This window comes from Bradyrhizobium sp. Mp27 (assembly GCF_029953005.1).
GTDB classification, from domain to species: domain Bacteria; phylum Pseudomonadota; class Alphaproteobacteria; order Rhizobiales; family Xanthobacteraceae; genus Bradyrhizobium; species Bradyrhizobium barranii.
The window spans coordinates 1-1,660 of record NZ_JASAUS010000467.1; the positions used below are offsets into that span (position 1 = coordinate 1).

The 1,660-nt window shown below is 63.9% G+C and carries 3 protein-coding genes; all 3 read right to left on the bottom strand.

Going from position 1 to position 1,660, the window contains the following annotated elements; translation table 11 throughout:
* Positions 1–128 precede the first annotated feature (128 nt).
* Positions 129–962 carry a hypothetical protein gene (locus tag QJT78_RS50965; protein ID WP_152621566.1) on the bottom strand — a complete coding sequence of 278 codons (834 nt, stop codon included), beginning with the start codon at positions 960–962 and terminating at the stop codon, positions 129–131.
* Positions 963–964: 2 nt separating this feature from the next.
* Positions 965–1,150 carry a hypothetical protein gene (locus QJT78_RS50970; RefSeq protein ID WP_281460867.1) on the bottom strand — a complete coding sequence of 62 codons (186 nt, stop codon included), beginning with the start codon at positions 1,148–1,150 and terminating at the stop codon, positions 965–967.
* Positions 1,141–1,660: helix-turn-helix domain-containing protein (locus QJT78_RS50975; RefSeq protein WP_281460868.1), on the bottom strand; the 520-nt coding region annotated here is incomplete at its 5' end. The genes QJT78_RS50975 and QJT78_RS50970, both read right to left, overlap by 10 nt.

The following is a 1,660-nucleotide window of genomic DNA, read 5'->3' on the forward strand; positions in this document are numbered from 1 at the left end:
CGGATCGCTGCCTTGGCGCTTCGGGCTGAACAGAATCCCCCATTCGATCGGGTACTTCAGCGACAGCGCGTGGATGTCGTAGAGCTCGGTCCAGTTGTCGATCCCGGTGAAAGTTATGAACTCGGGCTTCATGCGAGCGTTCCCCTATGCTGCGGTATGCGCAGCGGGTTGTGATAGCCAGGCGGGAGAAATTGCTGGAGGTCGAGCTTGACGTAGTGCTGCTTGCGCAGCGCGCGGCAGGTCGCCGTCACCCGCTCAACGTAGTCACGCCAGTCGATCGCATCGGAGACCTTTTTGACGTAGTTGGCCTTGCCGATCTTGTAGAGATCGACGAACTCGTGGGTCTCCTTGACGATGTCGATCGAGGCTTGCGCATCGAGTGTCGGCTCGAGGGACACCCAGGTGAAGATGCCAGCCTCGTAGAACCGGCGCAGTGTCTCGATCCGCTCCCATGGCATCGCGGCATCAGGCTCCCACATTCGGGAGAAGGCGCCGTCCAGGCCCGTCAGCGAGGCGGCATATGCATCTCGGCTTGGCCGGTAGAGCCCCATGAACGGCAGCGCGCGGGCGCCACCCTTGGACAGCGTGCAGAACGCCATGCCTCCGTTCTTGAGCGTGATGATCGTCTCCTCGGTGTGTCCGAGGTCGCCAGGATGGAAAGGATCGCTTGAGAACGTGATAAAGACTTGGTCGGCCGGGTGGCCGTCGCAGACGCCGGCGCGTCGGTACCGGCCAATGTCGGTGCGCAGCCTAGGCAGGAAGTCCGCGCGCGGTACCGCGCCATCATTGAAGAGATTGCGGTCGATGTGGGTGGCGTTCGGGACGTAGCAGTATTTGCAGCCGTGACCGCAGCCCCGGTAGGGGTTGGTCGCCAGCGGCGCGTACTCGCCGGCGTTGCCCTTCGGCCGATAGATGACGTCGGCGCCAGGCACGATCGGTTGGTCTGGGAAATATCCGCTCACGCCTATGCTCCGTGCTTCGGGCAGCCGTGGGTGTAGTCCCGGCCGCCGCTCACCGGCTTTGCAGTCCAACCGGGCTTCTTGCGGCGATCGGTGAAGTCATCGAAAGACTCGCCCTGATTGCTCTCAATCGTGTCGTCGCAGGTGTCGCATTCGATGAATGCAAGACCGCGCCTCCATTTCAGTGCCATGGGCGAACCTCGCAGCTCGCGCCGTCGTATATCTCGGCCAGGAGGTCGAGCAGCGCCGGGCGCAGCTTCTTGAAGGCGTGGTGAGCCGTGGTGTGATCGCGGCCACCAAACGCTCGGCCGACCTGTCCCAGGCTTGCGTCGGTCAGGGTGCGCGCCATGCACATTGCAAACTGGCGGCCCTGCTGGAGCGCCTTCTGGCGGCCGGCCGATATCAGCACGTTGGAGTCGATCTTGAAGGCGATCGCCGCGGCATGGCGGATCATGGTCAGCCGAGGACCGCCCGGGTTCGCTTTCACCGCGGCGAGGTAGGCGATGACGGTCCGTCGGCGGGCGTATTGGAGCGCGTCATCTGCGAGAGCGCGGCCTTTGAACTCGACACAGCCATGACGTCGCGGGACGATGTCGCGCACGGTATGGCTGTCGACCGTCAGCAAGTGTGTCGGGCGCACCTGCAGCGCGGCCGATGTGCGCGGCGAGACCGTGGGCGCCAATCGGTCGATCACATCAAGC